This window comes from Pseudomonas sp. PDM17 (assembly GCF_014851985.1).
Classification (GTDB): domain Bacteria; phylum Pseudomonadota; class Gammaproteobacteria; order Pseudomonadales; family Pseudomonadaceae; genus Pseudomonas.
Genome location: NZ_JACVAT010000011.1, coordinates 161,187 through 179,091, shown reverse-complemented (window position 1 = coordinate 179,091; position 17,905 = coordinate 161,187). Strand labels below are relative to the sequence as shown.

The following is a 17,905-nucleotide window of genomic DNA, read 5'->3' as shown; positions in this document are numbered from 1 at the left end:
TGCTGGCTGCGCTGACCGGCTACGCCCAGGGCACCTTCGCCTCCAAGGTCGAAGTTGCTGGCGACAAGGTCAACGTCACCCGTGAAATCGACGGCGGCCTGCAGACCGTTGCCCTGAACCTGCCGGCCATCGTCACCACCGACCTGCGCCTGAACGAGCCGCGCTACGCGTCGCTGCCGAACATCATGAAGGCGAAGAAGAAGCCGCTGGACGTGGTGACCCCGGACGCCCTGGGTGTTTCCACCGCTTCCACCGTGAAGACCGTGAAAGTCGAAGCTCCGGCTGCCCGTAGCGCGGGCATCAAGGTCAAGTCCGTTGCCGAACTGGTCGAGAAACTGAAGAACGAGGCGAAAGTAATCTGATGGCTATCCTGGTAATCGCTGAGCACAACAACGGCGCACTGGGCGCTGCCACTCTGAACACTGTCGCTGCCGCGCAGAAGATCGGTGGTGACATCGCTGTCCTGGTCGCTGGCCAGAACGTCGGTGGCGTGGCTGAAGCCGCTGCCAAGATCGCCGGTGTTTCCAAGGTGCTGGTCGCCGACAACGCTGCCTACGCTCACCTGCTGTCGGAGAACGTCGCTCCGCTGATCGCTGCTCTTGTGAAAGGCAGTGGCGGCAATGGCTACAGCCATGTGCTGGCCGCCGCCACCGCCAACGGCAAGAACTTCCTGCCGCGCGTCGCCGCTCTGCTGGACGTCGACCAGATCTCCGAGATCATCGAAGTGGTCAGCGCCGACACCTTCAAGCGTCCGATCTATGCCGGTAACGCCATCGCTACCGTGCAATCCTCGGCCGCCGTCAAGGTCATCACCGTGCGTGGCACCGGCTTCGACGCCGTGGCTGCCGAAGGTGGCTCCGCCGCTGTTGAAGCCGTTTCCGGCCCGGCCGATGCTGGCAAGTCCGCCTTCGTGGGCGAAGAACTGGCCAAGTCCGACCGTCCGGAACTGACCGCTGCCAGGATCGTCGTTTCCGGCGGCCGTGGCATGGGCAATGGCGACAACTTCAGCATCCTCTACTCCCTGGCTGACAAGCTGGGCGCCGCCGTCGGCGCTTCCCGCGCTGCCGTTGACGCCGGCTTCGTGCCGAACGACATGCAGGTCGGCCAGACCGGCAAGATCGTCGCTCCGCAGCTGTATGTAGCCGTTGGTATTTCCGGCGCCATCCAGCACCTGGCAGGCATGAAGGACTCGAAAGTGATCGTGGCGATCAACAAGGACGAAGAGGCGCCGATCTTCCAGGTTGCCGACTACGGCCTGGTCGCTGACCTGTTCGAAGCCGTACCGGAGCTGGAACGGACTATCTGATCCCGCTCATTCCCCTGGCCGGGCCAGCCGTCATCGGCCCGGCGTTTTGCCAACACCTCAAGTAGAAAGAAACAAGAACAATGAATACTCGTCGACTCCCCGTGCTGGTCTCCGGACTGGCGCTGCTGCCCCCGTTCGTCCACGCCGATTTCCTCGCCGACAGCAAGGCCAGCATCGAAACTCGCAACTTCTACTTCAACCGCGACTACCGCCAGAGTGGCGCCGCTCAGTCGAAATCCGAGGAATGGGCGCAGGGCTTCCTGCTGCGCTACGAATCGGGCTACACCGACGGTACCGTTGGCGTCGGCGTCGATGCGCTTGGCCTGCTGGGTCTGAAGCTCGACTCCAGCCCGGATCGCTCCGGCTCCGGCCTGCTGCCGTATTCCGCCAGCGACAAACGCGCTGCCGATGACTACAGCGACCTCGGCCTGACCGCCAAGCTGCGCGTCTCCAAGAGCACCCTGAAGGTCGGCACGCTGCTGCCCAAGCTGCCGGTGGTGCAGTACAACGACACCCGCCTGTTGCCGCAGACCTTCCAGGGCGCGCTGGTGGAGTCGAAGGAACTCGACGACCTCGACCTGCAGCTCGGCCAGCTGCGCGAGGTGAAGCAGCGCGATTCGTCCAATGATGAAGACCTGTCGATGACCCGTGGCAACAAGCGCAACATCGTTGCCGGCAGCCACCTCACCAGCGACCGCTTCAACCTCGCTGGCGGCACCTACCGCTGGAGCAACCAGCTCAGCACCAGCTACCACTACGCCAACCTCGAAGACCTCTATCGCCAGCACTACGTGAGCCTGGTGCACACGCTGCCGATCGCCGAGGGCCAGTCGCTGAAGTCCGACATCCGCTGGGCACGCTCCACCGACGATGGCGGCAGCAACGTCGACAACCGCGCGCTCAACGCCATGTTCACCTACAAGCTCGGCAACCAGGCGTTCGGCCTCGGGCTGCAGCGCATGTCTGGCGACACCGGCTTCGCCTACCTGTCCGGCACCGACCCGTACCTGGTCAACTACGTTCAGATCGGCGACTTCGCCAACAAGGACGAACGCTCCTGGCAACTGCGCTACGACTTCAACTTCGCCTCCTACGGGCTGCCCGGCCTGAGCCTGATGACCCGCTACCTGCGCGGCGACAACATCGACCTGCTGAACGGGCAGGGCAACGGCAAGGAGTGGGAGCGCGACACCGACGTCGGTTACCTGGTGCAGAGCGGCCCGCTGAAGAACGTCGGCTTCAAGCTGCGCAACAGCACCTTCCGCAGCAGCTTCGGCAACGACATGGACGAAACCCGCTTCATCGTCAGCTACACCTTGCCGATCTGGTAAGTGCCACCTGAAGCCTCCCGGTCCATCGCAATTGGGAGGCTTCGCTCCACGAATCTCCGGGCGCTGCGCAGGTAGGCCCGGAGTACACCTCCGCGACACTCCGGGACGAACGGCGTGAAAGCCCGTGCTTGAGCGAGTGAGGGGATATTTCCTACGTGCTGGCTGTCTCACTGGGCGAGGAAAAGTCTGGTCAGGGCCTGCGCCCTCGGCTTATAAAACTCTTTCGCCGCTGTAGACCCGCAGGGATGGCGGCCCCACGAGATCAAGGAACGATGATGCGACGAGTCACGATGATTCTGCTCGCTGCCGCCCTGTTGCAGGGCTGTGCGCACCAGAAGACCGGCAACCAGTGCGAAGACAACTTCAATACCGAAGGGGGCTTCATCGCCGGCAAGACCTTCACTTCCAACGTCCAGCTGGACATGCCGGTGGCCAAGGTCTTCGACCGGGCGCAGAAGACGCTGGTGAAGGAGGGCTTCACCATCCAGAACGCCGACGAGAAGAGCGGCACCATCTCCGCCTACCAGGGCGTGATCCTGAGCAGCCGCAACGCACCGTTGAATGTCGTGGTGGAAAAGTCGGGCTCGGGCTCCAAGGTAAGCTATGTCTTTGTCACCCTGGGTGGCATGTACACCACCGAGGGCGCGGTGCGTGACGGCTTCTGCCGGTTCACCGACGGGATTCGGCAGTAATCGGTAGCCTCGTGTAGGAGCGGGCCAGGCGCGCGATCGCGGGCATGGCCCGCTCCTGCAGGGAGCTCGGTTTGTAGGATGGGTGGAGCGCAGCGATACCCATGCTGCGGCGCGCCCCAGGGACGATGGGTCTCGCTGCGCTCCACGCCATCCTACGTTCGAGATTCTTGAGATTTCGCGGCGGCTGACGTCCATCGCGGACGTAGTCTGCTCCTACGCGCGGACCAGCCTCTCCACGAGGCGGCGCGTGAGCGGGGCGATGACCAGCACCAGCGGAAAGGCGATGCTCCAGCTGGCGAGCCACGCGCCCAGCCAGAGCTGGGCGAAGGCCGGGGCCAGGCCGACGGCGCGCCAGGTGGAGAGGCCGGAGACCAGCAAGGTCATCACGCAGGACAGGATCAGCGCGAACAGCAGCGGGCCGTAGCGGCGGGCGATCATGCGTGGGCCTCCTGCGCGTGCTCGACCTGCGGCTGGTGCAGGCGGCCGAGGGTTTCGGCGAAGTACTGGCCGAACAGCCGGGCGGTCTTCAGGTCGCCGGGGCAGAAGTCCGCGGCGGTCTTGTCCGCCTGGGCCATCAGCCCGGACCAGGAGCCGAGGCGGTTGGCGGCTTCCTCGGCGGGCACGCCCAGGTGCTGCTCGGGAAGGATCGGGTTGCCGGCCCAGAGCATCCCGTGCTGCATGCAGAAGGTGAACAGCGAGATCAATGTGGACTGCTTGTCGCCCGCCGGCAGCGCCGACACGGTGAAGCCGGCGGCGAGGCGGCCGCGCAACTTCTGCTGGCGCCAGAGCGGTCCGGTGGCGTCCATCAGGGCTTTCAGCGGTGCCGAGACGCCGCCCAGGTAGGTAGGCGAACCCAGAATCAGGCCGTGGTAGGCGAGCAGCGCTTGCGGCTGCTCGATCAACTCCTGCGCCTTGAGCAGGTGCACTTCGCAGCCGGGCACACTGCGGGCGCCGCTGGCGATGGTCTGGGCGATGCGCTCGGTACGGCCGCTGGCGCTGTGGTAGACGATGGCGATGGTTTTCATGGTTTCTCCGCAGGTTGCACGCAAGGGAAGGCCGCGCGTGGATTGACCCCGGCTGCCTTTGGCGTGAACCTACAAGTTCAAGCGAACTTGAGGTCAAGAGGTGTTCCATGGATATCGCTGACGTGGCCAGGCGCTCCGGCGTGCCGGCATCGACCCTGCGGTTCTACGAGGAGAAGGGGCTGATCGTTTCGCTCGCCAGACCCGGCGCTCGCCGCCAGTTCGCGCCGCAGATTCTCGACCAGCTGGCGTTGATCACCCTCGGGCAATCGGCCGGTTTCAGCCTGGAGGAAATCCGCTCGATGTTCGCCGGCGACGGCGGAACCAACATCGACCGGCAGATGCTGGCGGCCAAGGCGGACGAGCTGGATGCGACGATCAGGCGTCTGCAGGCGATGAGCCGGGGGCTGCGCCATGCGGCGGCGTGCCCGGCGCCCAGCCATGCCGAGTGTCCGACTTTCCAGAAGCTGGTGAAAGTGGCGGGGGAGAGTGCGCTGGAGGGGAAGAAGGAGCGGGGGCGGTTGAGGAAGGGGAAGGGTGCTGTCTGAGGGATTTGAGTGGGGAGAGGGTGGTATCGGCTGGCAGGATGCTTTGCAATTGTGAGCGGATGCCCGGTTCATGCTTGCGATCCCAGCCAACCGCCGGCCCTGCCGGCGGATCGCGGGCAGGGCCGGCTCCTACAATTTCGTAGGGCGAATAACCCGGAACGGGTTATCCGCCCTGCAGAGAGACACCCAGCGCGGCGAACAGCCACTCGCAGAACCCTACCGCCTGCGCATTGCGCTCGCTCTGCTGGTGTACCAGCAGCGACCAGTTCGGCCCGCGCACGGTCTGCTCGCTGAGCGGGGCAAGCAGGCCATTGCTACGGGCATCGCCGGCCAGCAGCCGGCTCACCAGGGCAACGCCCAGCCCCTGGCTGGCGGCATCCAGCAGCAGGCCGGGGTCTGAGAAGTTCAGGCCCTCGCTGCGCTGGCCAACGTCGGCGCCGCCCTGCAGTTGCCAGTGCGCCCAATCCATTTCCCGTTCGCCGTGCAGGGTGGTGCGCGTTGGCCCCGGCTGTTGCAGCAACGAAGGATGGCAAGCCGGGTAGAGGCGATCTTCCAGCAGCACGCGGAAGCGACATTCGGCCTGGGCGGTGAGATCGTCGCGCACGGCGATGTCGATGGTCTGGCTGGCCATGTCCGGGGTTTCGTCGGTGGTCAGCAGCCAGAGGTCGATCTGCGGGTGGCGGGCGTGGAAGTCGCCCAGGCGCGGCACCAGCCAGTGGCGGGCGAAGGCCGGGGTGGTGTTGACCACCAGCTGGTTGGGCTTGCGGTACTGGTCCAGGCGGCGGATGCCTACAGCCAGTTGCTGGAGCATGGATTGCGTGGTGCTGAGCAGGTCGGCGCCAGCGTCGGTCAGCGCCACCTTGCGCCCGGAGCGGTAGAACAGCGGCTGTTCGACGAAGCTTTCCAGGCTGCGGATCTGCTGGCTGATGGCCGACTGGGTGAGGTGCAGCTCCTCGGCGGCCTTGTGGAAGCTGCCCAGGCGCGCGGCGGCTTCGAAGCCGCGCAGGGCATTCAGGGGTGGCCAGTGTTTGAGCATGATCGATAAGTCTGCCTAATCAGATTTGCGCAAAATCTATCGTTTGTTCTGACATTTTTACAGGCCTAGCATGGTTATCAGGCGCCGCTGAACCTTTTCCTTCCGATTAAAATTACTTACCAAAGGCTTGAGTATGCATCGCAACGACGATAGGCAGAACGGCTGGCGCATGCCTGCCGAATGGGTCAACCACGCGGCGACCTGGATGGCATTCCCGCATAACCGTCCACTCTGGGAGGGCGGCTGGCACGTGACCCTGGAGCAGGTGCAGGAAGACTTTGCCCGCGTCGCCAACGCCATCGCCCGCTTCGAGCCGGTGAAGCTGGTGGTGGACCCGTCCGCCATGGCCCGCGCCGCCGAGCTGTGCGGGGCCAACGTCGAGTTGGTGGCGCTGCCCATCGACGACAGCTGGTGCCGCGACTCCGGGCCGACCTTCGTCTGCCATCCGCAGCACGGCGTGGCCGGCGTGAGCTGGCGCTTCAACGCCTGGGGCGGCAAGTCCGAGCACACCCTGGACGAAGGCCTGGGCCGCCGCATCCTCAACCACCTCGGGTTCGATTGCTTCGGTACGCCGCTGGCCAACGAAGGCGGGGCGATCCACGTGGATGGCGAGGGCACGCTGATCACCACCGAGTCGGTACTGCTCAATCCCAACCGCAACCCTGGCGTCAGCAAGCGCGAGATGGAGGAAATCTTCAGCTGCCTGCTCGGCGTGACCAAGACCATCTGGCTGCCGGGAGACCCGCAGTACGTCACCGGTGACATGACCGACGGCCACGTCGATGGCGTGTGCGCCTTCGCCCGCCCCGGTGTGCTGCTGGTGGATGCGACCCACGACGCTTCCAGCACCTACGCCGAAGTGGCGCGCGAGAACCGTCGCGCGCTGGAGCTGGCCACCGATGCCAAGGGCCGTTCCTTCGAGCTGATCGAGCTGTTCGAAGCCGGCGCGGCGGTGGACCCGGAAGCAGAAGTCTTCTGCGCGTCCTACACCAACTTCTACCTCGCCAATGGCGCGGTGATCATGCCGGCCTACGGCATCGCCGCCGACGACGAAGCCGCGGCGGTACTGGCCCGCGCCTTCCCCGGCCGCGAAGTGGTGCCGGTGCGCATCAACAACCTGGCCCACGGTGGCGGCGGCGTGCATTGCATTACCCAGCAGCAGCCGGCCTGGCCGCTGGGGGGCCTGTGATGAGCAAACTGACCGTCGCTGTCCTGCAGTTCTCCTGCAGCTGGGACCTGCCGCGCAACCTTGCCGAAGCCGAGCGCCACGTGCGCGCGGCTGCAGCGGCGGGGGCGAAGCTGATCCTCCTGCCCGAGCTGTTCGCCACGCCGTACTTCTGCATCGAGCAGGACCACGCCCACCTCGCCCTGGCCCAGCCTTATGACGACAGCCCGCTGCTACAGCGCTTCGCCAACCTGGCGGCGGAGCTCAACGTGGTGCTGCCGATCAGCTGGTTCGAGCGCGCTGGCAACGCCTACTTCAACTCTCTCACCGTGGCCGACGCCGACGGCAGCCTGCTCGGCGTGTACCGCAAGACGCACATCCCCAACGCCATCGGCTACCAGGAGAAGGAGTACTTCAGCCCCGGCGACACCGGCTTCCGCGTCTGGGACACCGCCGTCGGCCGCATCGGCGTGGGCATCTGCTGGGACCAGTGGTTCCCCGAGACCGCCCGCTGCCTGGCACTGCAAGGTGCGGAGATGCTGCTGTTCCCCACCGCCATCGGCTCCGAGCCGGGCGCCGAACAGCTGGATTCCCGCGACCACTGGCAGACCGCCCAGCGCGGCCACGCCGCCGCCAACCTCCTGCCGGTGCTGGCGGCCAACCGCATCGGCGAGGAAGTGGCGCCCAGCGATGAGGCGCTGCGGATGCGCTTCTACGGCTCGTCCTTCATTACCGACCACAAGGGCGCGCTGCTGGCCGAGGCCCGGCGCAACGAGGCCGCCGTGCTGGTACGCGAGCTGGACCTCGGCCTGGCCCGCGAGGAGCGCCTGACCTGGGGCGTCTACCGCGACCGCCGCCCGGAAATGTACGGCCCGCTGCTCGGCCTCGACGGCCGCCACCTGCACCCGCGCTGGCAAGGAGTCTGACCATGAACAAGCACCTGCTGATTGGCGCTCTGGGGCTATCCCTGGCATGCACCCTGCAACCGGCCGCAGCCGAAGAGAAGGTCCTGCGCCTGTTCAACTGGGCGGATTACTTCGCCCCCGACACGCTGGCGAACTTCACCAGGGAAACCGGCATCCGCGTCATCTACGACGTGATGGACAGCAGCGAGACGCTGGAGGCCAAGATGATGGCCGGGCACAGCGGCTACGACCTGATCTTCCCCGGCGATACCGTGGCCGAGCGCCTGATGCGCGCCGGTGCGCTGCAGAAGCTCGACGAGAGCAAGCTGGAGCACCTGGGCGATATCGAGCCGGGCCTGCAGAGCCTGCAGACCAAGTACCCGTACTCGCGGCATGCGGTGGTGCCCTACACCTGGGGCAGCATCGGCCTGACCTACAACCAGGCGAAGATCGAGCAGCGCATGCCCGGCGCACCGGTGAACAGCCTCGACCTGATGTTCAAGCCCGAGCTGGCCAAGCACTTCGCCGACTGCGGCATCTCGATGATCGATTCGCCGGACGAGGTGCTCGCCGTGGTGCTCAACTACCTCGGCCGCGACCCGCGCAGCGGCAAGCCGCAGGACCTGAGCGATGCGCTGGCGGTACTCAATGGCATCCGCCCGTACATCCGCAAGTTCCAGTCGCAACCGGTGACCCAGCTGGTGAATGGCGACCTGTGCCTGTCACTGGGCTACAGCGGCGACGTGATCCAGTCGCAACGCGCCGCCGACGAGGCGAAGAAGCCCGAACGCTTCGAGTACCGCGTGCCGCGCGAAGGCACTTCGGTGTGGATGGACACCATGGCCATCCCGGCCGATGCGCCGCACCCCGAGTACGCCTACGCACTGATCAACTACCTGATGCGCCCGGGCGTAATGGCGGCGATCAGCAACGCCACCGGCTACCCGACGTCCAACGCCAAGGCGCGGCCGATGGTCGAGGCGAGCATGCGCGACAACCCGGACATCTATCTTGATGAGAAGGCCTACGCGCGGCTGTTCCCCGGCAAGGACATTCCGCAGCGCGACATGCGTTCGCGGATGCGCACCTGGACCAGTTTCAAGACCGGCACCGGTGGTTGAGGAGGCGAAGATGATGACACGCAGGAACCTGCTTGGCGCCGGCATGACGCTGGCGACGGGCCTCGGGCTCGGCTTGGGACGCGTCGCCCTGGCGGCGAAGCCCTGGTACATGCCCGACGAGCACCGCAAGCAGGAGCGGGTGTTCGTTGCTTACGCGGCGAGCCCGGACGTCTGGGAAGACATCGCTCCGGACGTCAATGCCACGGTGGCGCGGCTGGCCCGCGCCATCGCCGAGTTCCAGCCGGTGACGGTGCTCTGCCGGCCGGAGCAGCAGGCCGAGGCCAAGCGCGCGTGCGCTGGCCAGAACATCGACTTCCTGCCGGTGCCGGTGGATGACATCTGGGTGCGCGACTACGGCGGCTGCTTCCTGGTCAATGATGCGCCGGGCGGCCTGGCGCTGGCCGACTTCAATTTCAACGGCTGGGGCGGCAAGCAGCACGCCGAGCGCGACCGTGAAGTGTCGGCAGCGCTGGCCGAGGACGTGGAGGCCAAAGCCCTCGTCAGCGAACTGTGCGGGGAGGGCGGCGGCATCGAGGTGGACGGCCACGGCACGGCCATCTTCACCGAGAGCTGCTGGCTCAACGACAACCGCAACCCGGGCTGGACGCGCCCGCGTATCGAAGCGGAGCTCAAGCGCATGCTGGGGCTGCGCAAGGTGATCTGGCTGCCGGGCATTCGCGGCAAGGACATCACCGATGCCCATGTGGACTTCTATGCGCGCTTCGTCGAACCGGGCGTGGTGGTGGTCAACCTGGACAATGACAAGCGTTCCTACGACTACGAGGTTACCCGCCGGCACCTGGAGATCCTGAAGAACGCCACCGACGCCGATGGTCGCAAGCTTGAACTGCACAGCCTGCCACCGCCGATGAACCCCAGGCCGAACGCCTACAACCTCGACAACCCGGACTTCGCGGCAGGCTACATCAACTACCTGCCGGTGAATGGCGGGGTGATCGCGCCGAAGTTCGGTGATGCGACGGCTGATGAGCATTGCCATGCCTTGCTCAGCGAGCTGTACCCGGATCGCGAGGTCGTGCAGCTGAACATCGACCCGATTGCCGCCGGGGGCGGTGGCATCCACTGCGTGACGTTGCAGATGCCGGCGGTGTGACGCCGGCCCTGCCTGCGACCGTGCAGTGTCAGGGGAACGCCGCGGCGAGCAGGGCGGGGAGGGCCTCGCCGGCGGCGCTGGCCAGGGCGAAGTCGCGTTCACCGTGCAGCGGGCCGGGGGCGGGATTGACGTGCAGGACGGTCGCGCGGAGGCGCCAGGCGATCTCGGGGATTTCCGCTGCCGGGTAGACCACGCCGGAGGTCCCGACGGAGATCAGCAGGTCGCACTGTTCGGCCGCCTGGAAGGCGTGGGTGATGGCGTCCACCGGCAGGCTTTCGCCGAACCACACCACGCCGGGGCGCAGCGGGCCGCCGCAATGGGCGCAGGCCGGCGGTTGCACGCGGCGGCCGGCCTCGGGTTCGTCCGGCACGGGCAGTGGCCCATCCGGCTCGCGCTGGCACTGGAAGCAGCGCGGGCGTTCCAGTTGGCCGTGCAGGTGAGTGACGTCCTGGCTGCCGGCGCGCTCGTGGAGGTCGTCGACGTTCTGGGTGATCAGCGTGAGCCTGGGTACCTTGCTGGCCAGCGCGGCGATGGCCAGGTGCGCCGGGTTGGGCTGGGCGCGGTGGATGACGCTGCGGCGCCATTCGTACCAGCCCCAGACCAGCGCGGGGTCCGCGCGGAAGGCTTCGGCGGTGGCCAGGGAGGCGGCGTCGAAGCGTTCCCACAGCCCGGTAAGACGGTCGCGGAAGGTGGGAATGCCGCTCTCGGCGGAAACGCCCGCCCCGGTGAATACCACGACGTGACGGGCCTTGCGCAGCGCATCGAGCAGCGCGGAATCGAGGGTCATTGCGGGGCTTCCTGCAGCGTCGGGGCACTTTCCAGACGATTGCGCCCGGCGGCCTTGGCGCGGTACAGCGCGCGGTCGGCGGCTTCGATGAGGGCCTGTGGGCTGCTGTCGGTGCCAGCGGGCAGGGTGGCGATACCGATGCTCGCGGTGATGCGGCCCAGGGGGCTGCCGGCGTGGGTGAGGTTGGCGCCCTGCAGGCGCTGCATGAATTGCTGGGCTACGGCCAGGGCGCCGTCAGGACCGGTGTTGGGCAGGATCACCGCCAGTTCCTCGCCGCCGTAGCGAGCGGCCAGATCGGCGGGACGCCGCACGCTGTCGGCGAGGACGCGGCCGATGCGCCGCAGGCAGTCGTCGCCGGCCGGATGGCCATAGGTGTCGTTGAAGCGCTTGAAATGGTCCACGTCGATCAGCAGCAGCCCCAGCGGCGAACGTTCGCGGTGGGCGCGGCGCAGTTCGGCGAGCAGGTGCTCGTCGAAGCTGCGGCGGTTCTCCAGACCGGTGAGGGGGTCGCGCGAGGCGAGCACTTCCAGCTGCCGGTTGGCCCTGAGCAGGTCTTCGCGGGCGTCGCGCAGCAGGCGCTCGGTGCCGATGCGGCGCTGGATGGCGAGGATCAGCAGGCTGCCGATGACCACGATGACCATCAGCAGGCCGAAGGCGATGGCCACCGTGCGCAGGGCGTCGGCGGCCCAGGCGGCGAGGGCTTCGTCCTTGCCGAGGGCGACCGAGGTCACCAGCGGGTAGCGCTCGTTCTTGCGGAAGGCGTAGATGCGCTCGATGCCATCCAGCGAGGAGGCGAAGGTCGCGCTGCCGACCGTAGCGCTCTCCAGGTACCGGGTGAAGATCGGCGAGCGCGACAGCACGCGGCCCATGTCGCTTTCGCGGAAGGGGTAGCGCACCAGCACCTGGCCGTTGCTGGTGGCCACGCCGATGGCGCCGGTCTTGCCGATGTCGATCTTGCCGAACAGGCGAAGGAAGTCCTGCACGCCGAGGGTGGCGACTATCACTCCGGCGAAGTTGCCCTGAGCGTCGTTGTAGCGGCGGCTGACCGTGATTACCCAGACGCCGGTGGCGCGGCTGTGGATCGGTTCGCCGATATAGGCGTCCAGCGAGGGATTGTCGCGGTGGTGGATGAAGTAACCGCGGTCGGCGCTGTTGGCACCGGGCGGGAAGGGGCCATTGGAAGTCATCAGCCAGTTGCCCTGGGCATCGTAGATGCCGACCCCATTGAGCTGTGCGAGCAGGTGTTGCTGGCTCCGCACCAGGTCATTCAGCCGTTGCAGCTGGGGCGCACCGCGTCCCTCGTGCTCCAGCCGTTCGGCCAGGTCTAGCAGCAGCATGGAACTCTGGGTGACGATGCCTTCGACGTAGGTATCCAGCGCCTGGGTGAGGTTGAGGTTGTGCGTGGTGGTTTCCGCCAGCGTGCGCTCGCGCGCCGACCACAGCTCCCACGCCGTGGCGGCGGCCACGGCAAGGCTGATGATCGACAGCAGGAGGATGGCAAGGCGGATGTCGCGTTTCACTCTGGCCTCGTTGGGTCGGTCCTTGTGGCGGTTGCCATGCTCGGCGGGCATTGTCCGCCGCGAGTGCAGGGAGACGCCGGCCGCGCGCGCCGGGTTACGTGTCGTTCGTCAGACGCCTGGCATGCCGCTGAGTTGCACCCGGTTGCGACCTTTCTGCTTGGCCACGTACAGGTGCCGGTCGCAGCGGGCGAGCAGCTCGCGCGGTTCGCCCAGGCCGCCCTCGTTGGCCATCGCCGCGCCGAGGCTGATGGTCAGGTGGCGCAGGCTGTCGGGCCGGTACAGATGCTCGATGCCCAGGCTCGCCACCTGTTCGCGCAGCCGTTCGGCGACACAGCGCAGGTCCTCGGCGCTGGTCGCCTCCAGCAGGATGGCGAACTCCTCGCCGCCATAACGATAGACGTTGGCGCGCCCGCCGCGCAGGGTGCCCACCAGGCTTTCGGCTACCTGGCACAGGCAGCGGTCGCCGGCCTGGTGGCCGTAGTGGTCGTTGTAGGGCTTGAAGTAGTCGATGTCGGCCATCAGCAGGGCGAACGGCCGCCCGTGGGCGCGCATGCCGTGCCAGCACTCGTTGAGCTGCAGGTCCAGCGAGCGGCGGTTGCCCACGCCGGTAAGGCCGTCGGTGGCGGCCAGCTCCTGCAGGCGCAGGTTGAGTGCTGCCAGCTCGGTGCGCTGGCGTTTTTCTTCAAGGTCGGCGAGGAATGCCTGGCGCACGCCCTTGATGTTGGTCCAGCTGATGAACAGGCTGAACAGCGCGATGGGCAGGTAGACCAGGGTGAAGATCAGCAGCGGCTTGGCGGCGCCGTCGTGGATCAGCCAGACGTTGTAGAGAATGATCGCCGTGATGATCGCCGAGACCAGCGCGATGCCCTTGAAGGAGTACCGCACGCCGAGGTTGCCCAGCAGCACGAACACCACCGAGGCATAGAGGAAGAACGGCACGTCCGGCGAGGCGCTGCGCCTGAGCAGTTCGAACCAGGCAATGGTGGAGATGATGTCATGCACCGGCATCAGCAGGTCCATGACCAGCACGCTGCGGCTGAAGCGGAACACCAGGAAGATGTTGATCAGCCCGATCAGACTGAGGCCTGTGCGCAGGAACAGTGATTCCCTGGCCATGTCGGGGATCAGCAGCGCGTCGGCCAGCACATAGGAGTCGTAGGCAGCCATGGCGATGAAGTTGATCGCCAGCAGGAAGCGCCGGTAATGCTGGATCACATACGCCTTGTAGGCATCCTGCAGGCGCGGTGGAATTCTCCCCTGGTACTGCTGCCGGGGAGGAGCGGCGGGGAACTCGGGTGCGGTCATCGAGAGTGGGAGCCTGTGTCTGCCATCCAGGGCGAATGCTGGCCAAGGGCTAGAGTAGGGTGCGGCACCATCGCCGTCCAGCGGGGCGATGCATAGGTTGTACCAAAACTTCGGTTGCCGCAGATTGGCTCTGTCGCCACAGTCGCTAATGGATCTTTATAGGGTGCCAATGCGGCGGCATGATGACCACATTCACCTGCTGTCGAGGCCTTACATGTACGTACCTGCGCATTTCGAGGAAACCCGCCCGGACGAGTTGCACCGGCTGATCCGCGACTATCCCCTGGGCATCCTGGTCACCGGCCATGACGGTCTGCTGGATGCCAACCACCTGCCGTTCGAGCTGGAGCTCTCCGGCGAGAAGCCGCTGCTGCGCGCCCACGTTGCCCGCAACAACCCGGTCTGGCAGGAGGCTGACGGCGAGGAGGTGCTGGTGATCTTTCGTGGCGAGCACGCCTATGTCTCGCCCAACTGGTACCCGAGCAAGCACGAGGCGCACCGCCAGGTGCCGACCTGGAATTACCAGGTGGTGCACGTGCGCGGGCGCCTGACGGTCATGGACGAGGAGCGCTTCGTGCGCGGTGTGGTCGGCCGCCTGACGCGCACCCACGAAGCAAGCGAGGAGAAGCCGTGGAAGATGAGCGACTCCACCCCGGAGTTCATCAGCGGCATGCTGGCGAACATCGTCGGCATCGAGGTGGAGATCGGCGAGATCATCGGCAAGTCCAAGCTCAGCCAGAACAAGGAAGAGCGCGATCGCCTGGGTGCCGCCGAGCGGCTGGAGCAGCTCGGCAGTGGCGAGCTGTCCTCGGCGATGAAGCGCGCGCTGGACTGAGTCCGTGCCGGCGAGGCCCGTTCCAGACATGTCCGCATGTTTCGAAGGGTTGGCGGATCGAGTGCATGGAATGTAATAATATTACAATTCAATCGCAATTGATTCCGCCCATGACCTCCGCATTGAACACCGCAACACCCTCAATCGCCAAAGCCGCTACCCGACTCCACTCCATCGATGCCCTACGCGGGCTGGTGATCCTCTTCATGCTGCTGGATCACGTCCGCGAGACCTTCTACCTGCACCTGCAGGTGAGCGACCCGATGGATGTGACCCAGACCGACCCGGCGCTGTTCTTCAGCCGCACCCTGGCGCACCTTTGCGCGCCGGTGTTCGTCTTCCTCACCGGGCTTTCCGCCTTCCTTTATGGCGAGAAACACGAGGGCCGCGCGGCGGTCTCGGCCTTCCTGTTCAAGCGCGGGCTGTTCCTGGTGCTGCTGGAAATCACCCTGGTGAACTTCGCCTGGACCTTCCAGTTTCCGCCGCAGGTCATCTACCTGCAGGTGATCTGGGCCATCGGCCTGAGCATGCTGGCGCTTTCAGCGCTGATCTGGCTGCCGCGCGCCGCGCTGGTGGTGCTGGGAGTGGCGCTGGTGGCCGGGCACAACCTGCTCGATGGGCTGCACTTCGCGCCCGGCCACTGGGCACACGTGCCCTGGGCGGTGCTGCATGACCGCGGCTGGATCGAGGTGGGCGATGCGCTGCGCTTGCGCACGTCCTATCCGTTGCTGCCGTGGATCGGGGTGATTGCCCTCGGGTATGCCGCCGGGCCCTGGTTCGGTCGTTCTGCCGATGCTGCCCGGCGCACTCGCAACCTGCTGCTGGCGGCGGCCATCGCGCTGGGCGGTTTCATCGCCTTGCGCCTGAACAACGGTTATGGCGAGAAGGCCTGGGGCGATGGCGATACCGACCTGCAACTGCTGATGAGCTTCTTCAACATCACCAAGTACCCGCCGTCCCTGCTGTTCCTGGCGCTGACCCTGGGCATCGGCCTGCTCCTGCTGGTCTTCTTCGAGCGCCGAGGGCAGGGCGCACTGGCGCGCTGGCTGGCGGTATTCGGCGCGGCACCGATGTTCTTCTACCTGCTGCACCTCTATGTGCTGAAGTTGCTGTACCTGTCAGCCGTGGCGCTCTGGGGGCTGAACCGCGGGCAGTACTTCGGCTTCGATTCGGTGTGGGCGGTCTGGTTGGGTGCGCTGGTGCTGATCGTCGCCCTGTACCCGCCGGTACACTGGTTCGCCGGGCTCAAGGCCCGTCGTCGCGATATCGCCTGGCTTAAGTACCTGTGAGGCTGCGTAGTTCCGCCGTGCTGCTGGCGCTGTCTGCGCCGGCGTTCGGCGCGGTGCAGGGGGAGTCCGGCGGTTTGGTCGAGGACAGCCGCTGGAGCCTGCTTAACCGCACGGTGTTCGACCAGCGCGAGTACCGCCATGGCGACCGCAACAGTGGCGCACGCAATGCCTACAAGCCTCGCAGCGAGCGCAATGGCTATGCAGAGGAGTGGGCCTACGGGCTGATGGGTAGCCTGCAGTCAGGTTTCACCCGTGGCAGCGTCGGATTGGGGATGGATGCGCACCTCTACCAGGGCGTGCTGCTGGACAGTGGCGGTGGGCGCGCCGGCAAGGCACGGCTGGTTGGCCTGGATAACGAAGGCCACCCCAAGGACAGCTTCGCTCGCGGCGGCGCGGCGTTGAAGGCGCGGATGTCTTCGACCACCCTTTGGTGGGGCGAGCAGCGGGTAAAGACGCCGGTGTTCAGCTCGTCTGACAGCCGCCTGCTGCCGGAAACGGCCACTGGTTTCTTCCTTTCCAGCGAGGAGTTCTCCGGGCTGCGGCTGGTGGCCGGGCACTTCACCGAAAGCACCGATCGCAACGCCTCCAGCCATGATCGCGGCTTCGTGGTGAACTACTCCAACGCCCGCCAGGGCGATGCCTTCGACCTCGCGGGCTTCACCTACGCGCCAGTCAAGTCGGCAAGCCTTAGCCTCTTCACCTCGCGCTACGAGGACAGCTGGCGCCAGGACTACCTCGGCGGCACCATCAGCCAGCCGCTGAGGCAGGGGCAGGACCTGTCGCTGAACCTCAACCTCTACCGCACTCGCGACACCGGGCAGGCGCTGTCCGGGCGCATCGACAACACCACCTGGAGCCTGCTCGGCGGCTACGGTTTTGGCGCACACCGACTCAGTGTCGGTTACCAGCAGGTCGAGGGCGACACGCCGTTCGACTACGTGACGCGCGGGGCGATTTTCATCACCAACGCGGTGCAGCTATCGGACTTCAATGCGCCCAACGAACGCTCCTGGCAGTTGCGCTATGACCTGGACCTGGCTTGCTTCGGCGCGCCGGGGTTGTCGATGGCGGCGGCCTACGTGCGTGGCACGGACATCGATGGCAGCCACGTCGACCCGCGTGGCGGCTACGCGTACCTGGGCTACGGCGAGGGCGGCAAGCACTGGGAGCGCGACCTGATGCTGCAGTACCGCGTGCCGGAAGGCCCGGCCAAGGGGCTGCGGCTGGTGCTGATGCACAACAGCCACCGCGCCAATGCCGCGCAGGCGGAGCTCAATACCGATCAACTGAGGGTTGCCGTGGAATACCCGCTGGACGGCGGCTTCTGATCAGAGCCCGCCGAGCAGGTCGTGGGCGTCGAGCAGGCGCCAGGCGATCTCCGGGTTCCTCTCCAGGCCCCGGCGGATTGCGGCGGGTATGGCCTGGCGGGTCTTGCGACAGAGACCGGGCTGCTCGTCGAAGTCGAATTCGATGCCGCGCATGGTGCGCACTTCGTTGAAGCCGGGGGCGATGTGCAGGCGGATGCCAAGCTGCTCGTAGAGCTTGTGCTGCATGCGCTGCAGGTCGGACAGGTCCTTGAGGTTCTCCAGCCGCTCCAGCAGGCGCTGCTCCTCGTGCCGGGTGAGCAGCAGGATGCGCAGGTCGGCGTCGGGCTGTTCCAGCAGGCGTTCCCGGTCGCAGTTGCAGGCGCCGGGCGGGCATTGCTGGCGGAGCGGGGGAGTGGCGGTCATGTCCCGATCATAGCGGGGGATCGGGAAATTGCGCAGCGCTGCTTCGGTGAAAACCTGCCGGCTGAATGCAGGGCTTTACATTCTGCCCAACGGTCCCCTCTCCCTTCAGGGGGAGGGTTAGGGAGGGGGGAAGAAAGTTGGCACTGACATCGAAGCAAGACTTGGCTCCGTAACCCTCTCCCCAGCCCTGGCGGCGCGC

19 protein-coding genes are annotated in these 17,905 nt (G+C 66.3%); 12 read left to right on the top strand and 7 right to left on the bottom strand.

Features of this window, described 5'->3' with window-relative positions; translation table 11 throughout:
- The 4 genes from IB256_RS29310 to IB256_RS29295 form a co-directional block, all read left to right on the top strand.
- The coding region (locus IB256_RS29310; protein ID WP_412547978.1) for an electron transfer flavoprotein subunit beta/FixA family protein at positions 1 to 362 on the top strand (362 nt) is incomplete at its 5' end.
- Entirely contained in the window at positions 362 to 1,306 is a 945-nt protein-coding gene (locus IB256_RS29305; protein ID WP_192404886.1) for an electron transfer flavoprotein subunit alpha/FixB family protein, read from the top strand. The genes IB256_RS29310 and IB256_RS29305, both read left to right, overlap by 1 nt.
- An 80-nt stretch (positions 1,307 to 1,386) precedes the next feature.
- Entirely contained in the window at positions 1,387 to 2,637 is a 1,251-nt protein-coding gene (locus IB256_RS29300) for an OprD family porin (protein WP_151186944.1), read from the top strand.
- Between the two features lie 275 nt (positions 2,638 to 2,912).
- Positions 2,913 to 3,329 (top strand): hypothetical protein, encoded by a 417-nt coding sequence (locus IB256_RS29295; RefSeq protein ID WP_184596142.1) that lies wholly within the window; start codon positions 2,913 to 2,915, stop codon positions 3,327 to 3,329.
- A 213-nt stretch (positions 3,330 to 3,542) separates the two neighbouring features.
- Here the strand turns inward: IB256_RS29295 and IB256_RS29290 are convergent, their stop codons facing one another.
- Complete coding sequence (locus IB256_RS29290) at positions 3,543 to 3,767, bottom strand: DUF2798 domain-containing protein (RefSeq protein WP_192296104.1); 225 nt, start codon at positions 3,765 to 3,767, stop codon at positions 3,543 to 3,545.
- Entirely contained in the window at positions 3,764 to 4,354 is a 591-nt protein-coding gene (locus IB256_RS29285) for a flavodoxin family protein (protein WP_192296103.1), read from the bottom strand. Before IB256_RS29285 ends, IB256_RS29290 begins: the two co-directional genes overlap by 4 nt.
- A gap of 107 nt (positions 4,355 to 4,461) precedes the next feature.
- Between IB256_RS29285 and IB256_RS29280 the strand changes: the two genes are divergently transcribed.
- Positions 4,462 to 4,899 carry a helix-turn-helix domain-containing protein gene (locus IB256_RS29280; RefSeq protein ID WP_192296102.1) on the top strand — a complete coding sequence of 146 codons (438 nt, stop codon included), beginning with the start codon at positions 4,462 to 4,464 and terminating at the stop codon, positions 4,897 to 4,899.
- Positions 4,900 to 5,062: 163 nt separating this feature from the next.
- Here IB256_RS29280 and IB256_RS29275 read toward each other — a convergent pair whose 3' ends face one another.
- Entirely contained in the window at positions 5,063 to 5,935 is an 873-nt protein-coding gene (locus IB256_RS29275) for a LysR substrate-binding domain-containing protein (protein ID WP_192296101.1), read from the bottom strand.
- 133 nt (positions 5,936 to 6,068) lie between these two features.
- Between IB256_RS29275 and IB256_RS29270 the strand changes: the two genes are divergently transcribed.
- The 4 genes from IB256_RS29270 to IB256_RS29255 are packed head-to-tail and all read left to right on the top strand — an operon-like array spanning position 6,069 to position 10,240.
- The gene (locus IB256_RS29270; protein ID WP_192404885.1) at positions 6,069 to 7,124 is read left to right on the top strand and encodes an agmatine/peptidylarginine deiminase; all 1,056 of its coding nucleotides are present in this window, start codon (positions 6,069 to 6,071) and stop codon (positions 7,122 to 7,124) included.
- Positions 7,124 to 8,026, top strand: a complete 903-nt coding sequence (gene aguB, locus IB256_RS29265) for an N-carbamoylputrescine amidase (protein ID WP_192404884.1) — start codon at positions 7,124 to 7,126, stop codon at positions 8,024 to 8,026. The genes IB256_RS29270 and aguB overlap by 1 nt, the downstream gene beginning before the upstream one ends.
- 2 nt (positions 8,027 to 8,028) lie before the next feature.
- On the top strand, positions 8,029 to 9,126 hold the full coding sequence (locus IB256_RS29260; protein WP_192404883.1) for an extracellular solute-binding protein: 1,098 nt from the start codon (positions 8,029 to 8,031) through the stop codon (positions 9,124 to 9,126).
- Positions 9,127 to 9,136: 10 nt separating this feature from the next.
- The gene (locus IB256_RS29255) at positions 9,137 to 10,240 is read left to right on the top strand and encodes an agmatine deiminase family protein (protein ID WP_192404882.1); all 1,104 of its coding nucleotides are present in this window, start codon (positions 9,137 to 9,139) and stop codon (positions 10,238 to 10,240) included.
- A gap of 28 nt (positions 10,241 to 10,268) precedes the next feature.
- On the opposite strand, the gene IB256_RS29250 is transcribed toward IB256_RS29255, so the two are convergent.
- From IB256_RS29250 to IB256_RS29240, 3 genes are all read right to left on the bottom strand, one after another.
- Entirely contained in the window at positions 10,269 to 11,027 is a 759-nt protein-coding gene (locus IB256_RS29250; RefSeq protein WP_192296096.1) for an SIR2 family NAD-dependent protein deacylase, read from the bottom strand.
- Positions 11,024 to 12,547 (bottom strand): diguanylate cyclase, encoded by a 1,524-nt coding sequence (locus IB256_RS29245; RefSeq protein ID WP_192296095.1) that lies wholly within the window; start codon positions 12,545 to 12,547, stop codon positions 11,024 to 11,026. Before IB256_RS29245 ends, IB256_RS29250 begins: the two co-directional genes overlap by 4 nt.
- 108 nt (positions 12,548 to 12,655) lie before the next feature.
- Positions 12,656 to 13,852, bottom strand: a complete 1,197-nt coding sequence (locus tag IB256_RS29240; protein WP_192296094.1) for a sensor domain-containing diguanylate cyclase — start codon at positions 13,850 to 13,852, stop codon at positions 12,656 to 12,658.
- Between the two features lie 214 nt (positions 13,853 to 14,066).
- Here IB256_RS29240 and IB256_RS29235 point away from each other — a divergent pair, with 214 nt between their 5' ends.
- The 3 genes from IB256_RS29235 (at position 14,067) to IB256_RS29225 (ending at position 17,304) form a co-directional block, all read left to right on the top strand.
- On the top strand, positions 14,067 to 14,687 hold the full coding sequence (locus IB256_RS29235; protein ID WP_192404881.1) for an FMN-binding negative transcriptional regulator: 621 nt from the start codon (positions 14,067 to 14,069) through the stop codon (positions 14,685 to 14,687).
- 110 nt (positions 14,688 to 14,797) lie between these two features.
- Entirely contained in the window at positions 14,798 to 15,976 is a 1,179-nt protein-coding gene (locus IB256_RS29230; RefSeq protein WP_192404880.1) for a DUF1624 domain-containing protein, read from the top strand.
- On the top strand, positions 15,973 to 17,304 hold the full coding sequence (locus tag IB256_RS29225; RefSeq protein WP_318652572.1) for an OprD family porin: 1,332 nt from the start codon (positions 15,973 to 15,975) through the stop codon (positions 17,302 to 17,304). Before IB256_RS29230 ends, IB256_RS29225 begins: the two co-directional genes overlap by 4 nt.
- On the opposite strand, the gene IB256_RS29220 is transcribed toward IB256_RS29225, so the two are convergent.
- Positions 17,305 to 17,706, bottom strand: coding sequence for a hypothetical protein (locus IB256_RS29220; protein ID WP_081520547.1), 402 nt, complete (start codon positions 17,704 to 17,706; stop codon positions 17,305 to 17,307).
- Positions 17,707 to 17,905 lie beyond the last annotated feature (199 nt).